Source organism: Blastococcus colisei (assembly GCF_006717095.1).
In the GTDB taxonomy this organism is placed as follows: Bacteria; Actinomycetota; Actinomycetes; order Mycobacteriales; family Geodermatophilaceae; genus Blastococcus_B; species Blastococcus_B colisei.
Genome location: NZ_VFQE01000001.1, coordinates 2,731,887 through 2,752,729 on the forward strand (window position 1 = coordinate 2,731,887; position 20,843 = coordinate 2,752,729).

20 protein-coding genes are annotated in these 20,843 nt (G+C 73.2%); 11 read left to right on the forward strand and 9 right to left on the reverse strand.

All coding sequences use genetic code 11. The features are described 5' to 3' along the window. Positions 1 to 50 precede the first annotated feature (50 nt). Complete coding sequence (locus FHU33_RS13015; RefSeq protein WP_142025727.1) at positions 51 to 839, forward strand: hypothetical protein; 789 nt, start codon at positions 51 to 53, stop codon at positions 837 to 839. 354 nt (positions 840 to 1,193) lie between these two features. Then, positions 1,194 to 1,631, forward strand: a complete 438-nt coding sequence (locus FHU33_RS13020; RefSeq protein ID WP_142025728.1) for a hypothetical protein — start codon at positions 1,194 to 1,196, stop codon at positions 1,629 to 1,631. Between the two features lie 4 nt (positions 1,632 to 1,635). On the opposite strand, the gene FHU33_RS13025 is transcribed toward FHU33_RS13020, so the two are convergent. Genes FHU33_RS13025 through FHU33_RS13035 form a run of 3 tightly spaced genes read right to left on the reverse strand, consistent with a single transcriptional unit; the run spans position 1,636 to position 7,075 of the window. Beyond that, positions 1,636 to 1,962 carry a Rieske (2Fe-2S) protein gene (locus tag FHU33_RS13025; RefSeq protein WP_142025729.1) on the reverse strand — a complete coding sequence of 109 codons (327 nt, stop codon included), beginning with the start codon at positions 1,960 to 1,962 and terminating at the stop codon, positions 1,636 to 1,638. Then, positions 1,959 to 4,487: a nitrite reductase large subunit NirB gene (gene nirB, locus FHU33_RS13030; protein ID WP_142025730.1), complete on the reverse strand. Its 2,529-nt coding sequence runs from the start codon at positions 4,485 to 4,487 to the stop codon at positions 1,959 to 1,961. Before nirB ends, FHU33_RS13025 begins: the two co-directional genes overlap by 4 nt. Continuing rightward, on the reverse strand, positions 4,487 to 7,075 hold the full coding sequence (locus FHU33_RS13035; protein WP_246063581.1) for a molybdopterin oxidoreductase family protein: 2,589 nt from the start codon (positions 7,073 to 7,075) through the stop codon (positions 4,487 to 4,489). The genes nirB and FHU33_RS13035 overlap by 1 nt, the downstream gene beginning before the upstream one ends. A gap of 147 nt (positions 7,076 to 7,222) precedes the next feature. Between FHU33_RS13035 and FHU33_RS13040 the strand changes: the two genes are divergently transcribed. From FHU33_RS13040 to FHU33_RS13055, 4 genes are all read left to right on the forward strand, one after another. Beyond that, positions 7,223 to 8,029: a TetR/AcrR family transcriptional regulator C-terminal domain-containing protein gene (locus tag FHU33_RS13040; protein WP_142025731.1), complete on the forward strand. Its 807-nt coding sequence runs from the start codon at positions 7,223 to 7,225 to the stop codon at positions 8,027 to 8,029. 117 nt (positions 8,030 to 8,146) lie between these two features. Further along, a complete protein-coding gene (locus tag FHU33_RS13045; protein ID WP_142025732.1) occupies positions 8,147 to 8,935 on the forward strand; it encodes a DUF2382 domain-containing protein in 789 nt (262 codons plus the stop codon). Beyond that, positions 8,935 to 9,531, forward strand: a complete 597-nt coding sequence (locus FHU33_RS13050) for a M48 family metalloprotease (protein WP_142025733.1) — start codon at positions 8,935 to 8,937, stop codon at positions 9,529 to 9,531. The genes FHU33_RS13045 and FHU33_RS13050 overlap by 1 nt, the downstream gene beginning before the upstream one ends. A gap of 88 nt (positions 9,532 to 9,619) precedes the next feature. Next, entirely contained in the window at positions 9,620 to 10,285 is a 666-nt protein-coding gene (locus FHU33_RS13055) for a GNAT family N-acetyltransferase (RefSeq protein WP_142025734.1), read from the forward strand. A gap of 46 nt (positions 10,286 to 10,331) precedes the next feature. Here the strand turns inward: FHU33_RS13055 and FHU33_RS13060 are convergent, their stop codons facing one another. Beyond that, entirely contained in the window at positions 10,332 to 10,721 is a 390-nt protein-coding gene (locus tag FHU33_RS13060) for a bleomycin resistance protein (protein ID WP_142025735.1), read from the reverse strand. A gap of 22 nt (positions 10,722 to 10,743) precedes the next feature. Continuing rightward, the gene (arfB, locus tag FHU33_RS26390; RefSeq protein WP_342778651.1) at positions 10,744 to 11,715 is read right to left on the reverse strand and encodes an alternative ribosome rescue aminoacyl-tRNA hydrolase ArfB; all 972 of its coding nucleotides are present in this window, start codon (positions 11,713 to 11,715) and stop codon (positions 10,744 to 10,746) included. Between the two features lie 39 nt (positions 11,716 to 11,754). Here arfB and mmuM point away from each other — a divergent pair, with 39 nt between their 5' ends. Further along, positions 11,755 to 12,663, forward strand: coding sequence for a homocysteine S-methyltransferase (gene mmuM, locus FHU33_RS13075; RefSeq protein WP_142025738.1), 909 nt, complete (start codon positions 11,755 to 11,757; stop codon positions 12,661 to 12,663). 81 nt (positions 12,664 to 12,744) lie between these two features. Here mmuM and FHU33_RS13080 read toward each other — a convergent pair whose 3' ends face one another. Continuing rightward, entirely contained in the window at positions 12,745 to 13,602 is an 858-nt protein-coding gene (locus FHU33_RS13080) for an SDR family oxidoreductase (protein WP_142025739.1), read from the reverse strand. 115 nt (positions 13,603 to 13,717) lie between these two features. Between FHU33_RS13080 and FHU33_RS13085 the strand changes: the two genes are divergently transcribed. Together FHU33_RS13085 and FHU33_RS13090 are read left to right on the forward strand one after the other, a co-directional pair. Continuing rightward, positions 13,718 to 16,270 (forward strand): DEAD/DEAH box helicase, encoded by a 2,553-nt coding sequence (locus tag FHU33_RS13085; RefSeq protein ID WP_142025740.1) that lies wholly within the window; start codon positions 13,718 to 13,720, stop codon positions 16,268 to 16,270. Positions 16,271 to 16,272: 2 nt separating this feature from the next. Beyond that, positions 16,273 to 16,857 (forward strand): GNAT family N-acetyltransferase, encoded by a 585-nt coding sequence (locus FHU33_RS13090; protein ID WP_142025741.1) that lies wholly within the window; start codon positions 16,273 to 16,275, stop codon positions 16,855 to 16,857. On the opposite strand, the gene FHU33_RS13095 is transcribed toward FHU33_RS13090, so the two are convergent. Then, positions 16,800 to 17,753, reverse strand: a complete 954-nt coding sequence (locus FHU33_RS13095; RefSeq protein ID WP_142025742.1) for an arginase family protein — start codon at positions 17,751 to 17,753, stop codon at positions 16,800 to 16,802. The genes FHU33_RS13090 and FHU33_RS13095 overlap by 58 nt on opposite strands. Before the next feature lie 68 nt (positions 17,754 to 17,821). Here FHU33_RS13095 and FHU33_RS13100 point away from each other — a divergent pair, with 68 nt between their 5' ends. After that, entirely contained in the window at positions 17,822 to 18,595 is a 774-nt protein-coding gene (locus FHU33_RS13100) for a sulfite exporter TauE/SafE family protein (RefSeq protein ID WP_142025743.1), read from the forward strand. Continuing rightward, positions 18,592 to 19,365 carry a sulfite exporter TauE/SafE family protein gene (locus FHU33_RS13105; protein WP_142025744.1) on the forward strand — a complete coding sequence of 258 codons (774 nt, stop codon included), beginning with the start codon at positions 18,592 to 18,594 and terminating at the stop codon, positions 19,363 to 19,365. Before FHU33_RS13100 ends, FHU33_RS13105 begins: the two co-directional genes overlap by 4 nt. Positions 19,366 to 19,380: 15 nt before the next feature. Here the strand turns inward: FHU33_RS13105 and FHU33_RS13110 are convergent, their stop codons facing one another. Further along, entirely contained in the window at positions 19,381 to 19,941 is a 561-nt protein-coding gene (locus FHU33_RS13110) for a hypothetical protein (RefSeq protein WP_142025745.1), read from the reverse strand. 108 nt (positions 19,942 to 20,049) lie between these two features. Beyond that, positions 20,050 to 20,766 (reverse strand): HNH endonuclease family protein, encoded by a 717-nt coding sequence (locus FHU33_RS13115; RefSeq protein ID WP_211355119.1) that lies wholly within the window; start codon positions 20,764 to 20,766, stop codon positions 20,050 to 20,052. Positions 20,767 to 20,843 lie beyond the last annotated feature (77 nt).

The window sequence follows — 20,843 nt, forward strand, 5'->3', positions numbered from 1 at the left end:
GACCGCCTCCCGGCGTGCAGGTGCGCGCGGGAACGGACGAAGATCACCGGGTGACCGCATCCGAGCAGACCTCGACCGGCCGCGCCCTCGTCGAGGCCGGGAGCGCCGTGGCCGGGTCGATGTGCCGGGCGGCCGCGACCGTGCTCTTCGAGCCGACGGCGGCGATGGTCGCGGTGGACGACCGGTTCGCCGCCTGTCTGCGCGCGGTCGCCGACGAGGAGGCCGGTGTGACGGTCCTCCGTGAGCGGGTGCGCGCCGGCGCCGTCCTGGCCTTCGCCGTGGAGTACGCGGCGACGCTGCACCGCAACGGCCGGTCGGCGCGCACCGACGGGTGGTTCGATCCGCGGTCAGGTGACCGTCCATCTGCCGACGAGCTCGCCGAGGCGGTCGTCGCTGCCGCGCGCCGGTCGACCGAGGAGCGGCGGGTCCGGCACCTGGGCTATCTCCTGGCGGAGGTCGCCGTCTCCCCCGACGTGGACCTCGCCCTGGCCGGCCGGGCCCTGCGGCTCGCTGGATCGCTGACCTGGCGGCAGCTCGCGCTGATGGCCGGGGTGGGCCGCCGGGACCGCGTGCCGCTGCCGATGACCCCCTTGGAGGACGAGCCGAGGGCGTGGTCGGCGTGGGGCGCCCGCGAGGACGTGGCGGACCTGCAGCGAAGCGGCCTGCTGGACCCGCCACCGGTTCCGGTGCGCCCGGTGGCCACGCTCCCCCGGCTCCGCCCTGCCGACCTGCGGTTGACCCGTCTCGGCGTGCTCGTGCACCGGCTGCTCGTGCTCGATCTGCTGCACGAGGACGCAGTGACCGTGGCCCTTGCCGACCTGGGGCTCCCCCGCACCTGAGCACGACCGACTCCGATCGTTACCGGATCGTGGCCGGAGCGTGTCATCCTTCGCTCCCCCTCGCTGCGTCTTTACGTACAGGGGGCCGAGCGAGGGGAGCCTGCGTTGCTCGAGATCCACCGCACGACGACGGACACCGCATCGGTGATCGCTGCCCGCCAGCTGGCCGAAGACGCTCACCGACGCCGGTTGCCCGCCGATCTGAAGCGCCGTCACCGCCGTCCGCTCGTCGTCCCCCCGCTGCCCCCCGCACGGACGCAGGCCGAGACCATCTCTGAGTGACCCCACGGGGACTTTCGCGCGGGTAGTCCCCGAGGTGTCGGTGTAGGACGACGTCCAGGGCGTGGAAGAGGCATGGACGACGACCCGAGCCCCGCGTGGATCGCCGGTGGCGCGTGCGTCATGGCCGGCGCGCTGGCCCTCGCCGCCTGCACCGGAGGCATGCAGACGGTCTGCCCAGCCATCGGCTGGGGCAGCGCGCTGATCGTGGAGTTCGCCGAGGACTGGCCCGAGGTGCCGGGCGGCGTGACGATCGAGTGCCGCCCCACGTGCATGCAGGACGTGATGGCGGAGGCCTCGCCGGCGGAGCCGGAGCAGGCGACCGGACCGCTCGCCGGTTCGTCTGTGACCGTCAGCTACGTCATGTCGACCCCCGACCCCGTCGTCACCGTCCTCGCCGCCGACGGGACCGAGCTGGCGCGGGCCGACGCCGATCTGGACTGGCGCCGCGTCGGCGGTTCGGAGGAGTGCGGCGGGCCGATGGAGGCGAGCGTCGTCGTCCCGGCGCCGTGACGACTCACACCTCGACGACGACCTCCCCGTCCACCTCGCGGACCGGGAACAGCCGGATGGGCGCAGCCCCGCTGGTCGACGAGCCGTCGGACCACCGGTAGGCGTAGAGGTGTAGCGGGCAGACCAGGACGTCCACGTCGGTCTGCCCGTCGGCGAGCGGTCCGCCGGCGTGCGGGCAGGCCGCCTGGGTGGCGTGCAGCGATCCGTCGCGCAGCCGGAAGACCGCGACCTGCTCGCCGCCGACGACGAAGGTCCGTCCCTCCCCCGGAGGGATCTCCTCGACCCGTCCGAGGGCGTGCTCGGCCGTGATCCGGATGTCGGTCAGGCTCATCGGACGGGCACCTTCGGGAGCGGGATCAGGGGCAGGGACGGGCGGAACTGGCCGGGCGTCGCCGGCCGCCTGCCGTCCTGTCCCCAGGGGTCGACGTAGGCGTCGATCGACCTCTGGATCCCGGCGTCGAGGTCGGCGACGATGCTCTCGCTGTCCTCCAGCAGCACGGCTTTGATCTTCTCGAGCCCGATGCGGGGCACGAAGTCGTAGGTGCGCTCCAGCCAGTTGGCGTTCTCGCGGTAGTACTGCAGGAACCTCCCGGCCAGCGTGATCACCGCCTGGGGGGAGTCGACCGTCGCGAGCAGGTCCCCCTGGCGGACCGACGCCCCGGCCGCGCCGCCGATGTAGACCTCCCACCGGCCGCTGCCCACGGCGACGACGCCGACGTCCTTCACGTAGGCCTCGGCACAGTTCCGGGGACAGCCCACGACGGCCATCTTGATCTTCGCCGGGCTCTCGATGCCCTGGAACCGGGTCTCGAGGTCGATGCCGAGCTGGGTGGAGTCGTCGAGCCCGAAGCGGCAGAAGTCGCTGCCCACGCAGGTCTTCACGGTGCGGAAACTCTTGCCGTATGCGTACCCCGACGGCATGCCGAGGTCGTCCCACATGGCCGGCAGGTCCTCCTTGCGGACGCCGAGCAGGTCGATCCGCTGGCCGCCGGTCACCTTGACCATCGGGACCTCGTACTTCTCGGCAACGTCGGCGATCCTCCGCAGCTGAGCCGGGGTGGTGACGCCGCCCTTCATCTGCGGGACGACGGAGAAGGTGCCGTCACGCTGGATGTTGCCGTGCACGCGGTCGTTGATGAACTCGCCGTCCTTCTCCGGCAGGTGGTCGGTGCCCCAGATCATCTTCAGCAGCGACGTCAGGCCCATCTTCGACTTCGCGTCGTCCTTCCCGCCCGGGGCGAGCGCGGCGAAGACGGCGGAGACGCTGCGCAGGTCCCGCTCCCGGATGGCGGCCATGAGCGCGGGCTTGGCCATCGGGATGCCCGGCACGTACCAGGACGCCGCCGGGTCCTCGGCGAGGTCGCCGTCGGCTGCCCACTCGACGATCCGCTTGACGAGGGACGTGCACGACCCGCAGCCCTTGCCGGCGCGGGTGCGCTCCATGACCTCGCCGACGCTGCCGCAACCTCCGCTGACCGCGCCGCAGATGTCGCCCTTCGACACCCCGTTGCAGTTGCAGACCTGGGAGTCGGCGGGCATGTCGGCCACACCGACCTCCTCCGCCCCGTCGGAGAGGTGGACCAGCAGCGTGATCCGCTCCTCCGGCAGCGGTGTCCCGCGGTCGAAGGCCTGGGTCAGGAAGGCCACCTTGCGGGTGTCGCCGAGCAGGGTGGCGCCGACCAGCTTGTCGTCGCGGATGACCACCGACAGGTGCACCCCGCGCTTGGGCTCGGAGATGACCAGGAGCTCGTCCTCGTCCCGCTCCGGGGTGTTGATGCCCATGACCGCGACGTCGACGCCGGCGACCTTGAGCTTCGTCGCCGTCCGGCTGCCGTGGTATTCGGCGTCTGGGTCGGTCCCGGTCAGGACGTCGGCCAGCACCTTGGCGTGCTCCCACGCCGGTGCGACAAGGCCGTAGACCTCGCCGCGGTGCTGGGCGCACTCGCCGATGGCGTAGACGTCGGGGTCGTCGGTACGCAGCTGGTCGTCGACGACGATGCCTCGTTCGACCTCGAGCCCCGAGCGCACGCCGATGTCGGTGTTGGGCCGGACCCCGGCGGCGACGACGAGCAGGTCTGCCTCGATCTGCCGGCCGTCGGCCAGCCCCACAGCCCGCACCCGGTCGCCGCCGATGACCTCGGTGGCGAAGACGTCGAGGTGGACGGCGATCCCCAGGGCTTCGACGCTGCGCTCGAGGATCGCCCCGGCCTCGGCGTCGAGCTGCATGTTCATCAGGTACGGGGCGGCGTGCACGAGTTCGACGTGCAGGCCGTGGCTCTGCAGCGCCCGAGCGGCCTCCAGCCCGAGCAGCCCACCGCCCATGACGACGGCGCGGGTGCACGACCCGGTGGCCGCGAGCATGGCCCGGGTCTCGTCGATGGTGCGGAAGCCGTGGACGCCGGGCAGCAACTCGCCGTCGTCGGCACGCACGCCCGTCATCGGCGGGATGAAGGAGTAGCTGCCCGTGGCGAGGACGAGGTGGTCGTAGGGCGTCGTCGTGCCGTCGTCGGCGTGGACGAGCTTGGCGGCGGTGTCGATCCGCTCGATCCGCGTCCCGGCCCGCAGGACGACGCCGTTGTCGGCGTACCAGTCGTGGCTGTTCAGGACGATGTCGTCCTCGTGCTCCTCCCCGGCCAGGACCGGGGACAGCATGATGCGGTTGTAGTTGCCGTGCGGCTCGTCGCCGAAGACCGTGATCCGGAACTGCTCCCCGCCGCCGCGCTCGAGCACCTCCTCGACGAAGCGGGCGCCGGCCATGCCGTTGCCCACGACGACCAGGCGGCTGCGGGTCTCCAGCTCGTCGTCCACCTGCAGGGACGTGACGCCCCCTGGGCGCCCTCCGAGGATCGCTGTCATCAGACCTCCACCAGCCCGAGGTCGACCACGAGCTCGCCGGTGACGCCCTCGGACGCGGCGGCGTGCAGCTCGACGACGGTGCCGCCGGCGAGGTCCTCGACCACCCGCAGCGGGACGTGCACGTCACCCTTCGCGCCGATGGGGAACCAGCGCATCGGCTCCCCGTCGCGCACCAGGAGCACGTAGACCAGCTCGGCGGTCGAGTTGCCCCCGCGGAAGTACAGCGCCTGCGCGGACTGCCCGTTCGGGACGGTGTACCTCAGCGAGGCGTCGATCGGCCCGGGCTTGCTCAGCCCCTCGCCGGTGATCGGAAAGACGCCTTGCAGGAAGCGGGGGGTGCTCTTCACGCGGGTGCTCCTCTTCCGGGTGGGGTGTCGCGGTTCGGGGACGGTCGGCTGCCGGTGGCCGCGGGGCTGCGGCTGGGCGGCGGCCGGCGGTGGGGCGATGAGCTCGGCGGGACCGTCGACGCGGGCGACGTCGACCGCGCAGACCTTGAAGGCGGGCATCTTCGAGATCGGATCGAGGGAGTCGGCGTCGGTGAGCGCGTTGGCGCTGGAGCCGCCGCCCCAGTGGAAGGGCGCGAAGACGGTGTCGGGGCGGACGGCGTCGGTGATCAGCGCGTGGAAGCAGGCCCGGCCGCGGCGGGTGGTCAGCTCGACGACGTCGTCCGGGCCGATGCCCAGCCGCCGGGCCAGGTCGGGGTGCAGCTCCGCACGCGGAGTGGGGGCCACCATCTGCAGGCTGCGGGTTCGGCGGGTCTGCGTCCCGGACTGGTACTGGGCGAGCACCCGGCCGGTGGTGAGCACGTACGGGTAGTCGGCGTCCGGCCGCTCGTGGGCGTCCACGTGCTCGACCCGGACGAATCGGGCCCGGCCGTCGGGGGTGGCGAACCGCTCGGTGAACAGCCGCGGCGTGCCGGGGTGGCTGTCAGCCGGGCACGGCCAGAAGACACCCTGTTCGTCGTCGATGCGCCGGTAGCTGATACCCGAGTAGTCGGCCGCTCCCCCGGCGCTGGCCCGGCGCAACTCGTCGAACACCGTCTCCGGGTCGCCGCTGAAGTACCGGCCCGCTCCGAGCCGCTCGGCCAGCGTCGCCAGCAGCTGCAGGTCGTCGGGAACGCCGGACGGCGGCTCGAGCGCCTTCCGCCGCCGGATGACCCGGCCCTCGACGTTGGTCGTCGTCCCCTCCTCCTCCGCCCACATGGCGCTCGGCAGGACGACGTCGGCGAGCTCGGCGGTCTCGGAGAGGAAGAAGTCGCTGACGGCGAGGAAGTCCAGGTCGCCCAGCCGGCTGATGACGCGCCGGGCGTCAGGCGCGCTGACCGCGACGTTGCTGGCGAGGACGAGAAACGTCCTGACACCGCCGTCCGTGCCGAGGGCGTCCAGCAGCTCGAAGGCGCTCTTCCCCGGCATCGGCAGGTCGTCGGGGTCGACGCCCCACACGCGGGCGACGTGGGCTCGGGCCGCCGGGTCCGAGAGCGACCGGTAGCCGGGCAGCTGGTCGGCCTTCTGCCCGTGCTCGCGGCCGCCCTGGCCGTTGCCCTGGCCGGTGACCGTGCCCCAGCCACTGCCCGGGCGGCCAGGCAGCCCGAGCGCGAGCGCCAGGTTGATCCACGCCTGGGCGGTGTCCGTGCCGGTGCGGTGCTGCTCCGCGCCGCGGGCGGTCAGCACGATCGCCTTCTCCGCGCGGGCGACGGCGAAGACGGTCCGCCGCTGGTCGGCGACCGGCACGCCGGTGATCCGCTCGACCCGGTCGGGCCAGTAGGCGGCCACCCCGGCGCGGACGTCGCCGAAGCCCGTCGTCCGCTCGGCGATGTAGGCCTCGTCGACGAGCCCTTCCGCCAGCGCGATGTGCAGCAGACCGTTGGCCAGGGCCAGGTCGGTGCCGGGCAGCGGCTGCAGGTGCAATGCGGCATGACGGGCGGTCGCGGTGCGCCGGGGATCGACCACGACGTGCTGCGCGCCGCGCTCGCGGCCGGCGTCGAAGTACTGCATCGCCGGCGGCATGGTGTCGGCCGGGTTGCTGCCGACCAGGACGACGACGTCCGCCTCGGCGATGTCGCTCAGCGGGAACGGCATGCCGCGGTCGAGGCCGAAGGCGCGATTCGCCGCGCCCGCGGCCGACGACATGCAGAAGCGGCCGTTGTAGTCGATCGCGCTGGTGCGCAGCGCCACCCGGGCGAACTTGCCGAACTGGTAGGCCTGCTCGTTGGTCAGTGATCCGCCGCCGAAGCAGCCGACGGCGTCGCGGCCGTACCGGTCCTGGGTGCGCTCGATCGCCGCGACCAGCCGGCCGAGGGCGTCGTCCCAGGTGGTCTCGACAAGCGGGCTGGTGCGGTCGCCCGGCGTCGCGCGGACCAGCGGGCGGAGCAGCCGCTCGGGGTGGTCGAGCAGCTCGGTGGACGACCAGCCCTTCGAGCACAGCCCGCCCTTGTTGGTCGGGAAGTCGGCCGGGACGAGGGTTGCGGGCCGGTCGCCGGCGGTCACGTCCATGCCGCACTGCAGGGAGCAGTACGGGCAGTGCGTCAGCGTCGTCTGCGTCGTCCCGGCAGAGCGGGCCGGGAACTCGGGCGAGACGGCGGCGGGCACGCAACCGAGAGTCGGTGGTCGTCGTTTCCCCCTGTGGACACCGGCGTCAACGCTGGGTTCCGAGGACCTCACCAGGGGCCGCCCGACACTGTGCGGCGCGCACCGGCGCAGGATGGTCGGCGGAGCGGAGCAGAAGCGGAGGTGCGCATGACCGGGCCGGACCAGACGCCGGACGACGGCACCGACCCCGACTCCCCTGAGGGCCGGGGCGGCGCTGCCGGCGTTCTCCCGGCCGCTCGTCCGGGCAGCGGCCGCAGCGGCCTGGACCGGCGGCGGGTGCTCGGAGCGGCGATCGAGTTCATCGACGAGGAGGGACTCGACGCGCTGACCATGCGGCGCCTCGGCTCCCGTCTCGGGGTCGAGGCCATGGCGCTGTACCGCTACGTACCCGGACGGGAGCAGCTGCTCGACGGCGTGGTCGAGTCGGTGATCGACGAGCTCTACGGCGATCCGGACGTGCACCTGGCCGCCTCGCACGGCTGGCAGGACTACCTGCAGCGGCTGGCGCACGGGGTGCGGCGCATCGCGCTGGCACACCCCGAGGTGTTCCCGCTGGTGGCGACCCGCCCGCCGGCCGCGCCCTGGGTGCGGCCTCCGCTGCGCAGCCTGCGCTGGGTGGAGTCCTTCCTCGACACCCTGATCGACAGCGGGTTCAGCGAGGAGTCCGCCGTCGCCGCCTACCGCGCCTACTCCAGTTTCCTGCTCGGCCACCTGCTCCTGGAGGTGTCCCAGAAGGGGGTCAGCATCAGCCCCAGGGACCAGCCGGAGGGGGTACGGCAGGCGGCCGCGACGACGGACCTCAGCGAGTACCCCACCGTCGTCCGGCTGGAGTCGCTGCTGTCGCTGGACGAGTCCGCGGCCGAGTTCGAGGAGGCGCTGGAGAACCTGCTGGAGCGCCTCGAGGTGGTGCTGCGCGAGGGCCGGACGCCCCAGCGCGGGGACGCGGGCTCCTAAACCCGGAGCGAGCCGTTTACGTCGTATATCGACGGGCACCGCTGGAACGAGCCTCGGCGGAGCACGTACCCCGAGGAACGCACCGCCATCCCAGCCATGAGTCCGCGAGGAGCGCGCATGATCACCGACCAGCAGCTGCAGTCCGTCATCGGCAGTACGGCCGTCGGACCCGAGGGCAAGCTCGGCACGGTCGGGGAGGTCTACCTCGACGACGAGACCGGCCGTCCCGAGTGGGCCACCATCCGCACCGGGATGTTCGGCACCAAGGAGGCCTTCATCCCGCTGGCCCAGGCCGACCTCACCGGCGAGGACCTCCGCGTCCCCTACGACAAGGACACGGTCAAGAACGCCCCGCACATCGGCACCGACGGCCACCTCTCCCCCGCCGAGGAGACCGAGCTCTACCGCTACTACGGCATCGGGAACGAGGGCAGCGCCCCGGTCGCCGACACGACCGCCCGCGGGACGGCCGGCCAGGACACCGTCGGCCACGGCACCGTCGGCCACGACACCTCCGGCCCGACCACCGACGACGCCATGACCCGCTCCGAGGAGCACCTGCAGGTCGGCACGCAGCGCGTGGAGGCGGGACGCGCCCGCCTGCGCAAGTACGTGGTCACCGAGAACGTCACCCGGACCGTGCCCGTCTCGCACGAGGAGGTCGTCCTCGAGCGCGAGCCGATCACCGACGCCGACGTCGGCACCGCGCTGGACGGCCCGGCCATCTCCGAGGAGGAGCACGAGGTCGTCCTGCACGCCGAGCGTCCGGTCGTGGCCAAGGAAGCCGTGCCCGTCGAGCGCGTGCGGCTGGACACCGAGACGGTCACCGAGGAGCAGACGGTGACCGAGGCGGTCCGCAAGGAGCAGATCGAGCTCGACGCCGACCCCGACGTCCGGAGGTCCTGATGTCGGAGTTCTCCCGCGATGAGGGCGCCCACTCGACGAAGGGCGCTGCCCGCGACGCCGTCGACGCCCAGCGGTCCCGCTACGGCGGCATCAAGTGGGGGGCCGCCTTCTTCGGCTGGCTTTCCGCCAACGGCCTGGCCGTGCTGCTGATCGCCCTGCTCAGTGCGGCCGGCGTCGCGATCGGCCTCACCCAGGGCATCCCGTCCCCCGACGCGGCGGCCCAGGAAGCCGACACCATCGGCATCGTCGGCGGCATCGTGCTGCTGGTGATCCTGTTCCTGGCCTACCTGGCCGGCGGCTACGTGGCCGGCCGGATGGCCCGCTTCGACGGCGCCCGGCAGGGCATCGCCGTCTGGGTCATCGGGCTGCTCGTGGTCATCGCGCTGGCGGTGCTGGGGCTGGTGTTCGGCTCGGAGTACAACGTGCTCCAGCAGCTCAACCTGCCGCGCATCCCGATCGACGAGGGCACCGCGACCACCGGCGGCATCATCGCGCTGGTCGCCGTCCTGCTGCTGACCCTGCTGGGCGCCGTTCTCGGCGGCAAGCTCGGTGAGCGGTACCACCGCAAGGTCGACCGCGCCGGCTTCGACGTCTGAGCAGGGGCCTGGTGGGCCGATCCAGCACGGGGGCCGCCCTTCCCGGGGCGGCCCCCGTCGGCGTCGACTGCCGTGGTCGAATGCCGGGGTGACCCAGGGGCCCACCATCCGGCGGATCGACTCCCCGGACGAGGAGGGCCCCGACGTCCGGCGGGCCGAGCAGCGCGACGTCCCCTGCATCGCGGCCACGCTCACGATCGCCCTCGGCGCCTCCCGGTGGGCGCGGTGGGCGCTGCCCGATGACGGCCGCATCCAGCGGCTGACCCGCCTGCACGAGCTCGACGCCGGGCACCGCGGGGTGGGCACCGGCACGGCGTGGGTGACCGACGACGTCGACGCCGTGGCCGTCTGGGAACCGCCGCCGGGTGCCCAGGGCACCACTCCCCTGCCGTCCGACGTGCGGACCGCTCTGGCGAACGAGCTCCCGTACCTCTCCGCGCACCGGATCGGCGCCGTCCGCGACACCGCCGCCCTCGTCGACGCGGCGCGGCCGGAGCAGCCGCACTGGTGGCTGCGGCACCTGGGCGTGCGCCCCAGCTCGCGCCGCCGCGGGCTGGCCGCCGCCGTGCTGGCGCCCGCCCTGGTGCGCTGCGACACCGACGGCGTCCTGGCCGCGGCCGCCGTCCATTCCTGGGCCAACGTGCGATTCCTGCGCGGGTTCGGCTTCGAGGTCACGCTCACCGGCCGGACGACGGACGACGAGCTCCCGCTGTGGGTGCTGGTGCGGCAACCTCAGCCGAGCTTCATCGGCTGACAGGTTTCTGGCCGACCTGCTCCGCCGGCTGCGTGGGCGCCCTGGGCTAGCGAGCGTCCCCGTGTGTCTCTCGGGACGACGGCGAGCCGAAACGGACCAGGTTGCCGTCCGGGTCGACGTGGGCTCCTTCGTCGAGCCCGTACTCCGTGGGGCTCGGCGCGTGCAGCCGGCCCTCCACCCCCGCAGCGGACCACTCCTCGTGGAGCGCGGCGGCGTCGTCCACCCAGACGTAGGCGCAGGACGTCGTCGTCGCACGATCGATCGGTTCCACCGTGGCCAGGTGGATCTCGAGGCCGTCCCGTCGGGCGTAGCCGTAGAAGTCCGCCCCCGCGTAGGCCTCGACGGAGAATCCCAGACGCCGGTAGTGCCGCAGCGCCCGGTCGAGGTCCGTCGTGACGAACACCGGAGCGATGTGGCGGAGCGTGGTGGCGGGCATGCCGGGCACGGTAGCGACCCGGTCAGTCCCAGGAGCGGCGCTGCTTCTTGAGCTGTCCGCGCTGCTTCTTCGCCTCGATCCGGCGCTCCTGGGATCCGCGGGTGGGCTTGGTGCGCCGCCGGCTGGGCGGGGGCGGTGCGAGGGCGGCTCGCAGCACCGCGGCCAGCCGGTCCCGCGCCGCCTGCCGGTTGCGCAACTGCTGCCGGTGCTCGCTGGCGGCGATGGTGAGGACGCCGTCGACGAGCCGGTTGCTCAGACGCGCGGCCAGCCGGGCCCGCTGGGTGTCGCTGAGCCCCGGGAGGCCCAGCGGTGCGACGGAGAGCTCGACCCGGGAGTCCGCGGTGTTGACGCCCTGGCCCCCGGGCCCCGACGAGCGGGAGAACCGCCACGTCAGAGCGGCGGCGGGCACGACGACCGAGCCGGTGACGGGGAGGTCACCGGAGGCGTCGTCGATGCCGGGCATGCGCACAGTCTCACCCAGGGGCGCCGGCGGGCCCGTCCGGCGTCCTCCCCAGAGGTCGGGCGGGTACCGGGTCGGCGCCGCCCGCCGCGCCGGGGCGGCAGCGCAGCAGCCGGCGGACGGTGAGCCAGGATCCGGCCGGGCGCCGTGCCGTTCGCGCGCCTCGACCGCGTAGGCGGTGCAGCTCGGCGAGAACTGACAGCAGGGTGGGCGCGTCGGGCTGATCTGCCGTCGGTAGCCGCGGACGGCGGCGGTCAGCCGGTCTGCGGGGCGGGTGCCTCGCTGCCCCGTGCCGCTGTGCCGGACCTCCCGCAGCGTCGTCGGCGCCAGCAGCATCGAATCCATGCCGCAGCCGACCGCGTTGGCGAGGCAGCAGCCGGTGTTGAGGAAGAGCAGGTTCCGCAGGCAGCTGTCGTCGCGACCCCGGTACCCGAAGCGGGGCGGCCGCCCGTACCGGCCGCGGTAGTGGCCGGCGTAGTGCCCGCCGTAGCCCGTACCCCCGTCGCGGCCGGCGGCGTCGCGGACCCCGACCACTGCTCCAGATGAACACCATAGGGCTCCCAGGACCGCGGGATGATCGTCGGCATGCCCTCCTTCGCCGACGCGCTGACCGCGGGCCCGGTGGTCCTCGACGGCGGGCTGTCCACCGAGCTCGAGGCCCGGGGGCACGACGTGAGCTCCGCGCTGTGGTCGGCCCGGCTGCTCCGGGACGACCCGGCCGCGATCGTGGCGGCACACGCGGCCTTCGCCGCGGCAGGCGCCCAGGTCGCGACGACCGCGAGCTACCAGGCGACGGTGGACGGCTTCGCGGCCGTCGGCGTGGACGCGGGCGAGGCCCGCCGGCTCATCGCCTCGTCGGTGGCGCTGGCGCGGGAGGGGCAGGGCGCGGGCTGGGTGGCCGGGTCGGTCGGCCCGTACGGCGCGATGCTGGCCGACGGCTCGGAGTACACCGGCGCGTACGTCGGCTCCGTCGGTGTGGCCGCGCTCCGCGGCTTCCACCGACCCCGGATGACGCTGCTCGCCGAGGCCGGTGCCGACGTCCTGGCCTGCGAGACGGTGCCCGCCGCGGCCGAGGCGGAGGCGCTGCTCGCCGAGGCCGACGCGCTGGGCCTGCCCATCTGGCTGTCGCTCACCACGGTCGTGGACGACGCCGGCGTCGCCCGCACCCGGCGGGGCGAACGCGCCGCCGACGTCTTCGCGATGGCCGCCGACGTGGACGCCGTCGTCGCCGTGGGCGTCAACTGCACACTGCCCGCCGCCGTCCCGCCGTCCCTCGGCGCGGCGGCCGTCTCGGGGAAGCCCGTCGTCGTCTACCCGAACAGCGGCGAGGCCTGGGACGCCGAGGCGCGACGCTGGACGGGCAGCCCGGGCATCTCGCCGGACGTCGGCCCCACCTGGGTGGCCGCCGGTGCTCGGCTGGTCGGTGGCTGCTGCCGCGTCCGGCCGGCCGACATCGCCGCCCTCGCCGCGACGATCAGCTGACCTGGTCGTCAGGGGTCCTCCCGCACGGTCGACGGTGAGGGAGGACCCACTTCGATCAGGTCAGCTGATCGTGGGCGCGGCTCAGAGGATCGGGCGGCCGCCGGTGACGGCGACCCGCGCGCCGGACACGTAGGACGCCTCGTCGCTGGCGAGCAGCACGTAGACCGGCGCCAGTTCGGCCGGCTGACCGGCGCGGCCCAGCGGGGTGTTGCCGCCGAAGCTCTCCACCTTCTCCTCGGGCATCGTGGCCGGGATCAGCGGCGTCCAGATGGGCCCGGGCGCGACGCTGTTGGCCCGGATCCCCTTCTCGCCGTACATCTGCGCCAGGCTGGCGGTGAAGTTGGCGATGCCGGCCTTGGTCATCGCGTAGTGGATGAGATTCGGGCTCGGGTTGTCGGAGTTCACCGACGACGAGTTGATGATCGAGGCGCCCGACTGCATGTGCGGGATCGCGTCCTTGCACAGGGTGAACATCGCCGACAGGTTCGTCGCGAGCGTGTGGTCCCACTCGTCATCGGAGATCTCCTCCAGCGAGTCGTGGCTCATCTGGAACGCCGCATTGTTGACCAGGATGTCGATCTTCCCGAACTCCTCGATCGCCTTCGGCACGATCGTCTTGCAGTGCGCACGGTCGGAGATGTCGCCGGGCACGAGCACGCACCGGCGGCCGGCTTCCTCGACGTACTTGGCGGTGTCCTTCGCGTCCTCGTGCTCGTCGAGGTACGAGATCAGGACGTCGGCGCCCTCGCGGGCGAAGGCGATGGCAACGGCGCGGCCGATCCCGCTGTCGCCGCCGGTGATCACCGCCGCCTTGCCGGCGAGCTTCCCGGAACCGCGGTAGCTCTCCTCGCCGTGGTCGGGCTTCGGGTCCATCTTGCCCAGGACGCCCGGCACCTCCTGCTTCTGCGCGGGCTGGGACTCAGGGCGGGGCTCGGACATGTGCTGCTCCTGCGGGTCGCGGTACCGGATCGCCGACGGCCTACCCGCGAGGCGCGACGCGGAACCCGACACCTGCGCGGGAAGCGAACCGCCGTCGGGCACCCTGTTGCCCACGATGTCCTCCTCACTGACCGCCCCTCCCCTGCTCGACGACGCCGCCGACCTCTCCGCCCTGCGCGCGAAGGGGGACGACGCCGACGAGCTGTTCGCCTCCTTCGCGCACTGGGCCGAGAGCAGCGGGACGACGCTGTACCCGGCGCAGGAGGAGGCGCTGATCGAGCTGGTCAGCGGCGCGAACGTCGTCCTCGCGACGCCGACCGGCTCGGGAAAGTCGCTGGTGGCGACCGGCGCGCAGTACGCGGCCCTGGCGGCGGGACGGCGCAGCTACTACACCGCCCCGATCAAGGCGCTGGTCAGCGAGAAGTTCTTCGCTCTCTGCGGTGTCTTCGGGGCGGCGAACGTCGGCATGCTGACCGGGGACGCGAGCGTCAACGCCGGCGCCCCGATCATCGCCTGCACCGCCGAGGTGCTCGCGAACATCGCGCTGCGGGAGGGGGCGGACGCCGACATCGGGCTCGTGGTCATGGACGAGTTCCACTTCTACGGCGACCCCGACCGCGGCTGGGCCTGGCAGGTGCCGCTGCTGGAGCTGCCGAGGGCGCAGTTCCTGCTGATGAGCGCCACGCTCGGCGACGTCACGACGCTGACCGAGGACCTCACCCGCCGCACCGGCCGCCCCACCGCGCTGGTCGCCAACGCCGAGCGCCCGGTGCCGCTGCACCACTACTACGCGACGACGCCGATGCACGAGACGATCCAGGACCTCCTGGACACGAAGCAGGCGCCGGTCTACGTCGTCCACTTCACCCAGGCCTCGGCGCTGGAGCGGGCGCAGGCGCTGATGAGCGTCAACGTGTCGACCAAGGAGGAGAAGGCCGCGATCGCCGACATGATCGGCGGCTTCCGGTTCTCCTCCGCCTTCGGGACGACGCTCTCGCGGCTGGTCCGCCACGGCATCGGCGTCCACCACGCCGGGATGCTGCCCAAGTACCGGCGGCTGATCGAGCAGCTCGCGCAGGCCGGCCTGCTGAAGGTCATCTGCGGCACGGACACGCTCGGTGTCGGCATCAACGTGCCCATCAGGACCGTCGTCTTCTCCGCGCTGTCGAAGTACGACGGCACCCGCACCCGGCTGCTCACCGCGCGAGAGTTCCACCAGATCGCCGGCCGGGCCGGGCGCGCGGGCTACGACACCGCGGGCACCGTCGTCGTCCAGGCGCCCGAGCACGAGGTGGAGAACCTCAAGCAGTTCGCGAAGGTGGCCGACGACCCGAAGAAGCGCCGCAAGCTGGTGCGCAAGAAGGTGCCCGACGGCATGGTGCCGTGGAGCGAGGCGACCCAGAAGCGGCTGATCGAGGCCGAGCCCGAGCCGCTGACCAGCAACATGCGGGTGTCGACGTCGATGATCCTGGACGTCGTCGACCGGCCCGGTGACCCGTTCGCGGCCATGCGCCGGCTGCTCACCGACAACCACGAGCCGCGGAAGAAGCAGCTCCAGCACATCCGCGAGGCGATCGGCGTCGCGCGGTCGCTGCTGCAGGCCGGCGTCCTGGAGCGGCTGCCGGAGCCCGAGCCGGACGGCCGGCGCTACGACCTGACCCTGGACCTGCCGCCGGACTTCGCGCTCAACCAGCCGCTGTCGACGTTCGCGCTGGCGGCGATCGACCTGCTCGACCCGGAGAGCGAGACCTACGCGCTCGACGTCGTGAGCGTCATCGAGGCGACGCTCGACGACCCGCGGCAGATCCTGGCGGCGCAGCTGAACAAGGCCAAGGGCGAGGCCGTCGCGCAGATGAAGGCCGAAGGCATCGAGTACGACGAGCGGATGGAGCTGCTCGAGGAGATCAGCTACCCCAAGCCGCTCGAGGAGCTGCTCGGCCACGCCTACGAGGTCTACCGGCAGTCCAACCCGTGGGCCGCCGATGCGCTGCTGTCGCCGAAGTCCGTCGTCCGGGAGATGTGGGAGCAGGCGTTCACCTTCCGCGAGTACGTGTCCAACTACGGGCTCACCCGCTCCGAAGGGGCGGTGCTGCGCTACCTCTCCGACGCGTTCAAGGCGCTGCGCTCGGGCGTGCCCGCCGCCGCGCGCACCGAGGAGGTCACCGATCTCGTCGAGTGGCTCGGCGAGCTGGTCCGCCAGGTGGACTCGAGCTTGCTGGACGAGTGGGAGCAGCTCACCTCGCCCGACCAGCCGCTGGACGCGCCCGTCGCCGTGCCCGCCCGGCCCCGGCCGCTCACCGGCAACGTGCGGGCGTTCACCGCGATGGTCCGCAACGCGCTGTTCCGCCGGGTGGAGCTGTTCGCCCGGCGCCGCTGGTACGACCTGGGCGAGCTGGACAGCGGCTCGGGCTGGGACGCCGACCGGTGGGAGGAGGTCGTGCGGGCGTACTTCGCCGAGCACGACGAGGTGCAGACCGGCGCCGACGCCCGCGGCCCCGCGCTGCTGGTCATCGACAAGGACGAGCCCGGCCTCTGGCGCGTGCGCCAGATCCTGGACGACCCGGCCGGCGACCACGACTGGGGCATCGACGTCGAGGTGGACCTGGAGGCCTCCGACGAGGAGGGCACGGCCGTTCTCCGCGTCGTCGACGCCGGCCGCAAGGACTGAGCATGGAGTTGCGCCACCTCACGACCGCGCGACTGCGCCTGGACGCCGTCGTCCCCGGCGATCTGGAGGAGCACCACGCGCTGATGTCCGACCCGGATGTCTGGCGGCACCTCCCCTCGGGCCGGCACACCGACCCTGCGCAGACGATGGCGGGCATCGAGCACTCTGTCGGCCACTGGCAGCGGGACGGGCTGGGCTACTGGACCGCTCGGCTGCTCGTCGACCTGGCCGGTACCCCCCTGCGGGCGGGGAACGTGGTCGGCACCGGCGGCTGCGCGCTCCGCGTTGGGACGTCATGGTGGAACCTCTACTTCCGCTTCACACCGGCCGCCTGGGGTCACGGTCTGGCCGCCGAACTGGTGCGGACTGCCCTGGACGCGGCACGGGCGGCCGACCCCGACCGACCGGTGATCGCCTACCTGCTCGAGCACAACGCCGAGTCACGGGGACGGGCCGAGCGCTCCCGGCTGTCGCTGGTGTGGCGGGGCCCGGACGCCGGCAACGCCGATCCCGACGCGGTCCGCCTCGTCTACGCCGACCGACCACTCGACGACGAACTGCTCGCTCGGGTCGCAGCCCACCCCTGAGTCCCCCGTGGAGCGGCCGGGGTCGCCACCGCAGCGAGGTCGTCGAGCAGGTCCAGTGCCGTGTCGCGCATCCGGTGCTCGACGTCGTAGGCGGGGTCGTAGGACGCCAGGGTGCCCGACACGACCGGCAGCTGCGCGGCGGTGAGCCGGAGAACCCTGCGGACCTCCGCCGCCGAGAGCCCGTCGGGGGCGGCGTAGCCGTTGGCCGGCGCGATCGATGGATCGTGCACGTCCAGGTCGACGTGGAAATGGACGACGTCGACCCGCGCCGACAGCTGTTCCAGGGCCGCCACCAGGGTCGCGGGATCGCGCGCCTCCGCCGGGGGCAGCCAGGTGACTCCCGAGCGGAGCAGAACGGCCCGCTGATCCTCGCTGAGGTCGCGCGCCCCGATCAGGAGGACGTGCGACTCCGGGAGCGGCCGGAAGCCGGGGATCGTGGCCGCCAGGGCCGCCCAGCAGCGGCCGACCGCGATCGCGAGGCCGTGCCCGTCGAGGAAGCCGCCGGTGTCCTCCTCCGGCGTGTTGAAGTCCCCGTGGGCATCCAGCCACACCAGACCCTGCCGATGTGCCGGGTCGGCGAGCCCGGCCAGGACGCCCAACGTTGCGTTGCAGTTGCCCGCCAGCAGCAGCGGCACGTGGCCGGCCTCCTCTGCCTCCGCGACCGCGACCGCGATTGCCTGGTTGAGCTCGAAGGCCGTGGCCACTTCGGCCACCCAGGAGGACGACGGCTCGACGACCAGCTCGGTCACCAGGTGACCCCGCGCCCGCAACCGTTCCGACGCGCCGGCGCGCGCCAGGGCCTCCGGGCCGCCTCCCATGCGGGTGCCGCGATGCCCGGAGTCGAACGGCGCCCGGAGCAGCGTCACCGCGGGCCGCCGGGCTCTCGGCTCGGGCATGGCAGCGATCACACCATCGACCCGGGGTCGGCACCACCCCGGTGTGTCAGGCTCCTGGGGATGTCCGCATGACGGGGTGGGAGATGGTCGCCGTCGCGGCGGCGGGGTTCGCGGCAGGTGGCATCAACGCCGTCGTCGGCTCAGGCACCCTCGTGAGCTTCCCGGTGCTGCTGGCCGTCGGCCTGCCCCCTGTCCCGGCCACGATCAGCAACTCCCTGGGGCTGGTCGCGGGCAACCTGAGCGGTTCGATCGGCTACCGGCGGGAACTGCGTGGTCAGCGACGTCTGCTCCTGCGGCTGATTCCGGCCTCGATCCTCGGCGCGCTCACCGGCGCCTTCCTGCTGCTGCACCTGCCCGCCGAGGCCTTCGAGACGGTCGTGCCGGTGCTCATCGGGCTCGCCGTCGTCCTGGTCGCCGGCCAGCCCCTGCTGCAGCGACGGCTGAGGAGGGCGGCGGACGGCACCACTCCCCCGGTCCGCGGCCCGCGGCTCGCCGCGCTGTTCGCCGGCGCCTACGTCACCGGGGCCTACGGCGGCTACTTCGCCGCCAGCCAGGGCGTCCTGCAGATCGGCATCTTCGGGTTCCTGCTGCACGAGCCGCTGCAGCGACTGAACGCGCTCAAGAACGTCCTCACCCTCACCGTCAACACGGTGGCCGCCGGCGCCTACGTCGTCGTCGCCACCGAGCGCATCGACTGGGTGGCCGCCGGGCTGCTGGCCGTGGGCTCGCTCGTGGGCGGGGCGGTCAGCTCCCGGTACGGCCGGCGCCTGCCGTCGACGGTCCTGCGGACGGCGATCGTCGTCCTCGGGATCGTCGCCATCGTGGTGCTGGTGACCGGGTGAGCGTCTGGGAGTTCGGCTTCCTCGTCCTGGCCGGAGTGGGCGCGGGCCTCACCGGCAGCATCGCCGGGCTGGCCTCGCTGATCAGCTACCCGGCGTTGCTGGCCGTGGGCCTCCCCCCGGTGACGGCCAACGTCACCAACACCGCTGCCCTCGTCGTCGTCGGCGTCGGCTCGGTGAGCGCCTCGCGCCCGGAGCTGAAGGGGCAGGGCCGGCGTCTCCTGCCGCTGATGGTCGCCGGGCTCCTGGGTGGGGCCACCGGAGCGTTGCTCCTGCTGCTCACGCCGGAGGGCGGCTTCGAGAAGATCGTGCCCATTCTGATCGGCGCGGCCTCGGCCGCGATCCTGGTCCAGCGGTCCCCCCGGGAGCTCGCCCTGGAGGGCGCCCTCGCTCACGCCGGGCGGCCGCACCGCGACCAGTGGTGGCTGCCGGTCGCCATCTTCGCGATCTCGATCTACGGCGGCTACTTCGGCGCCGCGGCCGGGGTCCTCATGCTCGCCACGTTCCTGCTCACCACCGGCGAGGGGCTCCCCCGCAGCAACGCGATGCGCAACGTGGTCCTGGGCGTGGCCAACACCGTCGCCGCCATCGGGTTCGTCCTCTTCGCCTCGATCGTCTGGTCAGCGGCGCTGCCGCTGGCGATCGGACTGTTCCTCGGCTCGCTGATCGGCCCGCGCGTCGTGCGGAGGGCTCCGGAGACGGCGCTGCGGCGGGTCATCGCCGTGGCCGGGCTCGGGCTCGCCGTCTACCTCGCGGTCGAGGCGTACGGCTGACCCGAGCCCACGGGCTCACCGGCTGACGTAGGCCGCCAGGAAGAGCACGAACCCGCTGGACAGGAGCAGCAGCCGGGCCGGCGTCAACCCGTTGAGCAGGCCGGCGGTGGCCTCGACCCAGGCCGGCCGGACGACGGCGTCCCGGTCGCGCTGACGCATCATCCGCACCTCGTCGGCCAGCAGGATGCCGGCGCTGCCGAGCATGCCGAGCCCCAGCACCACGAACACCAGGGCCAGCCGGTCCTCGAAGCCCTCCGCCGTGCCGGCGAGCACCAGCACGGCGATCGCGCCCAGCACCAGGCCGAGCAGCCCACCGGCGACCGGAGCCCACGGGCCCATCACGGTCAGCGGGCCGCGCCGCGGCATACGGGGGCGGGGCCGGACCGTCACCGGCGCCGTCGGCTGCATGCCGGGCACGGCGTCGCTCTCGGGCGCGGCCTGCGTAGGACCCGCAGGAGCGGGTTCGGCCGCGGGCTGCCGGGGCGCGCTCTCCGCAGCCGCCGGCCCGGCGGGCCGCACGATCGGGATCTCGGCGGTCCCCGTGCCGACCGACGTACTTCCGTTGCGTTCACTCATGACTGATCACCTCACCCGCCACGCTAGGCGCAGGGGTCCCGCAGCCCTGGGAGGGCGCCCCCGCGGTGTGCTCACGCAGCGTGATGCCGCGCCGGGTGGGCCGCCGGCTCAGCAGGTGGCGAGCAGCGACCGCAGCGCCTCGGACTCCGCCGGCGTCACCGACAGGGCGTACGCGGACTTCACCGTGACCACCACGGTCGCGTAGGAGCAGCCGTACGCGGGGTCGGGGGGCTGCCACTCGTCGGCCGTGGAATCGCCCTTCGACGAGTTCTCCGACCGCGTCGTGGCGATCAGGTTGGCCAGGTCGTTGGCGAAGACCTCCCGCCGGCCGTCCGACCACTCGGCCGCCCCCTGCACCCACGCGGCAGCGAGCGGGACGACGTGGTCGACGGGCACCTCGGCGGCCTCGGCCTTCTCGAAGGGAACCGTCTCCCCGGTGTACGGGTCGTCGAGCACCCCGGCGATCACCACGCACCCCTGGGTGCCGTCGCGGACCTCCACCTCGGCGAGGTCGCGGTGCAGGACGTCGTTGCGCTGGTCGCAGCCGTTGCGGTCGACGTCGGACCAGGCCGGCCCGAACACGCATCCCTGGTCCTCGCCGCAGCCCCGCTCGTAGCCGGCCAGCGCGGTCTTCTCGGCGACCACGAGAGCGTCGAGCGCGGTGACGGCCGCAGCCGGGTCGAGCGTGCCCTCGGGAACGTCCCCCTGCCCCACCGCGGCGGCCGGCTCCGGCGGCCCCGGCTCGAGCCGCCACTCGACCTCGCACCCGGTCAGCGCGAGCAGGACGGCGAGCAGCACGAGCACGGCGGAGCGGGGGTTGCGCACCCTCGGACGCTACGAGCGGGAGCCCGCGGAAGTCGGCAACGCACGGCCCCGCGAGTGTCGGGCCCCTCCGACACTTA

Bases quoted from the DNA above. Each gene is read 5' to 3' on its own strand.
- FHU33_RS13020 (WP_142025728.1), top strand. From the start codon at position 1,194: ATGGACGACGACCCGAGCCCCGCGTGGATCGCCGGTGGCGCGTGCGTC.
- FHU33_RS13025 (WP_142025729.1), bottom strand. From the start codon at position 1,962: ATGAGCCTGACCGACATCCGGATCACGGCCGAGCACGCCCTCGGACGG.
- nirB (WP_142025730.1), bottom strand. From the start codon at position 4,487: ATGACAGCGATCCTCGGAGGGCGCCCAGGGGGCGTCACGTCCCTGCAG.
- FHU33_RS13040 (WP_142025731.1), top strand. From the start codon at position 7,223: ATGACCGGGCCGGACCAGACGCCGGACGACGGCACCGACCCCGACTCC.
- FHU33_RS13045 (WP_142025732.1), top strand. From the start codon at position 8,147: ATGATCACCGACCAGCAGCTGCAGTCCGTCATCGGCAGTACGGCCGTC.
- FHU33_RS13050 (WP_142025733.1), top strand. From the start codon at position 8,935: ATGTCGGAGTTCTCCCGCGATGAGGGCGCCCACTCGACGAAGGGCGCT.
- FHU33_RS13060 (WP_142025735.1), bottom strand. From the start codon at position 10,721: ATGCCCGCCACCACGCTCCGCCACATCGCTCCGGTGTTCGTCACGACG.
- mmuM (WP_142025738.1), top strand. From the start codon at position 11,755: ATGATCGTCGGCATGCCCTCCTTCGCCGACGCGCTGACCGCGGGCCCG.
- FHU33_RS13080 (WP_142025739.1), bottom strand. From the start codon at position 13,602: ATGTCCGAGCCCCGCCCTGAGTCCCAGCCCGCGCAGAAGCAGGAGGTG.
- FHU33_RS13085 (WP_142025740.1), top strand. From the start codon at position 13,718: ATGTCCTCCTCACTGACCGCCCCTCCCCTGCTCGACGACGCCGCCGAC.
- FHU33_RS13090 (WP_142025741.1), top strand. From the start codon at position 16,273: ATGGAGTTGCGCCACCTCACGACCGCGCGACTGCGCCTGGACGCCGTC.
- FHU33_RS13095 (WP_142025742.1), bottom strand. From the start codon at position 17,753: ATGCCCGAGCCGAGAGCCCGGCGGCCCGCGGTGACGCTGCTCCGGGCG.
- FHU33_RS13100 (WP_142025743.1), top strand. From the start codon at position 17,822: ATGACGGGGTGGGAGATGGTCGCCGTCGCGGCGGCGGGGTTCGCGGCA.
- FHU33_RS13110 (WP_142025745.1), bottom strand. From the start codon at position 19,941: ATGAGTGAACGCAACGGAAGTACGTCGGTCGGCACGGGGACCGCCGAG.